Raw genomic sequence first — 2395 nt, forward strand, 5'->3', positions numbered from 1 at the left:
AGGGCGATTCAGTAGCGCGCTCAAGACCCGAAGCGGAGTGATCTAGCCATGGGCAGGTTGAAGCGGCTGTAAGAGGTCGTGGAGGACCGAACCCACCAGGGTTGAAAACCTGGGGGATGACCTGTGGTTAGGGGTGAAAGGCCAATCAAACTCCGTGATAGCTGGTTCTCCCCGAAATGCATTTAGGTGCAGCGTCGTGTGTTTCTTGCCGGAGGTAGAGCACTGGATAGGCGATGGGCCCTACCGGGTTACTGACCTTAGCCAAACTCCGAATGCCGGTAAGTGAGAGCGCGGCAGTGAGACTGTGGGGGATAAGCTCCATGGTCGAGAGGGAAACAGCCCAGAGCATCGACTAAGGCCCCTAAGCGTACGCTAAGTGGGAAAGGATGTGGAGTCGCACAGACAACCAGGAGGTTGGCTTAGAAGCAGCCACCCTTGAAAGAGTGCGTAATAGCTCACTGGTCTAGTGATTCCGCGCCGACAATGTAGCGGGGCTCAAGCGTACCGCCGAAGTCGTGTCATTGCAGCAATAGGGCCAACGCCCGCTGTGATGGGTAGGGGAGCGTCGTGTGCCGGGTGAAGCCGCGCCGGAAGGCAGTGGTGGACGGTTCACGAGTGAGAATGCAGGCATGAGTAGCGATACACACGTGAGAAACGTGTGCGCCGATTGACTAAGGGTTCCTGGGTCAAGCTGATCTGCCCAGGGTAAGTCGGGACCTAAGGCGAGGCCGACAGGCGTAGTCGATGGATAACCGGTTGATATTCCGGTACCCGCTGTGAAGCGTCAAACATTGAACCAGGCGATGCTAAGTCCGTGAAGCCGCCCCGGAGCCTTCGGGCAAGGGGGAGTGGTGGAGCCGACGGACCAGACCTGTAGTAGGTGAGTGATGGGGTGACGCAGGAAGGTAGTCCATCCCGGGCGGTGGTTGTCCCGGGGTAAGGGTGTAGGCCGTGTGATAGGCAAATCCGTCACACATTAAGGCTGAGACCTGATGCCGAGCCGATTGTGGTGAAGTGGATGATCCTATGCTGTCGAGAAAAGCCTCTAGCGAGTTTCATGGCGGCCCGTACCCTAAACCGACTCAGGTGGTCAGGTAGAGAATACCGAGGCGTTCGGGTGAACTATGGTTAAGGAACTCGGCAAAATGCCCCCGTAACTTCGGGAGAAGGGGGGCCATCACCGGTGATTGGATTTACTCCATGAGCTGGGGGTGGCCGCAGAGACCAGCGAGAAGCGACTGTTTACTAAAAACACAGGTCCGTGCGAAGCCGTAAGGCGATGTATACGGACTGACGCCTGCCCGGTGCTGGAACGTTAAGGGGACCGGTTAGTCACTCTTCGGGGTGGCGAAGCTGAGAACTTAAGCGCCAGTAAACGGCGGTGGTAACTATAACCATCCTAAGGTAGCGAAATTCCTTGTCGGGTAAGTTCCGACCTGCACGAATGGCGTAACGACTTCTCGACTGTCTCAACCATAGGCCCGGTGAAATTGCACTACGAGTAAAGATGCTCGTTTCGCGCAGCAGGACGGAAAGACCCCGGGACCTTTACTACAGTTTGATATTGGTGTTCGGTTCGGCTTGTGTAGGATAGCTGGGAGACTTTGAAGCAGGCACGCCAGTGTTTGTGGAGTCGTCGTTGAAATACCAGTCTGGTCGTGCTGGATGTCTAACCTGGGTCCGTGATCCGGATCAGGGACAGTGTCTGATGGGTAGTTTAACTGGGGCGGTTGCCTCCTAAAGAGTAACGGAGGCGCCCAAAGGTTCCCTCAGCCTGGTTGGTAATCAGGTGTTGAGTGTAAGTGCACAAGGGAGCTTGACTGTGAGACCGACGGGTCGAGCAGGGACGAAAGTCGGGACTAGTGATCCGGCGGTGGCTTGTGGAAGCGCCGTCGCTCAACGGATAAAAGGTACCCCGGGGATAACAGGCTGATCTTCCCCAAGAGTCCATATCGACGGGATGGTTTGGCACCTCGATGTCGGCTCGTCGCATCCTGGGGCTGGAGTCGGTCCCAAGGGTTGGGCTGTTCGCCCATTAAAGCGGTACGCGAGCTGGGTTTAGAACGTCGTGAGACAGTTCGGTCCCTATCCGCTGTGCGCGTAGGAATATTGAGAAGGGCTGTCCCTAGTACGAGAGGACCGGGACGGACGAACCTCTGGTGTGCCAGTTGTCCTGCCAAGGGCATGGCTGGTTGGCTACGTTCGGGAGGGATAACCGCTGAAAGCATCTAAGCGGGAAGCCTGCTTCGAGATGAGTATTCCCACCCCCTCGAGGGGTTAAGGCTCCCAGTAGACGACTGGGTTGATAGGCCAGATCTGGAAGCCCGGTAACGGGTGGAGGTGACTGGTACTAATAGGCCGAGGGCTTGTCCTCAGTTGCTCGCGTCCACTGTGT

At 56.9% G+C, this 2395-nt stretch carries 1 rRNA gene; it reads left to right on the plus strand.

From position 1 onward, the window contains the following. Window positions 1-2374, plus strand: a 23S ribosomal RNA gene (locus tag ABZV42_RS42155); the annotation flags it as partial. Window positions 2375-2395 lie beyond the last annotated feature (21 nt).

The sequence above is a fragment of the Streptomyces sp. NPDC005281 genome, assembly GCF_040607495.1.
In the GTDB taxonomy this organism is placed as follows: domain Bacteria; phylum Actinomycetota; class Actinomycetes; order Streptomycetales; family Streptomycetaceae; genus Streptomyces.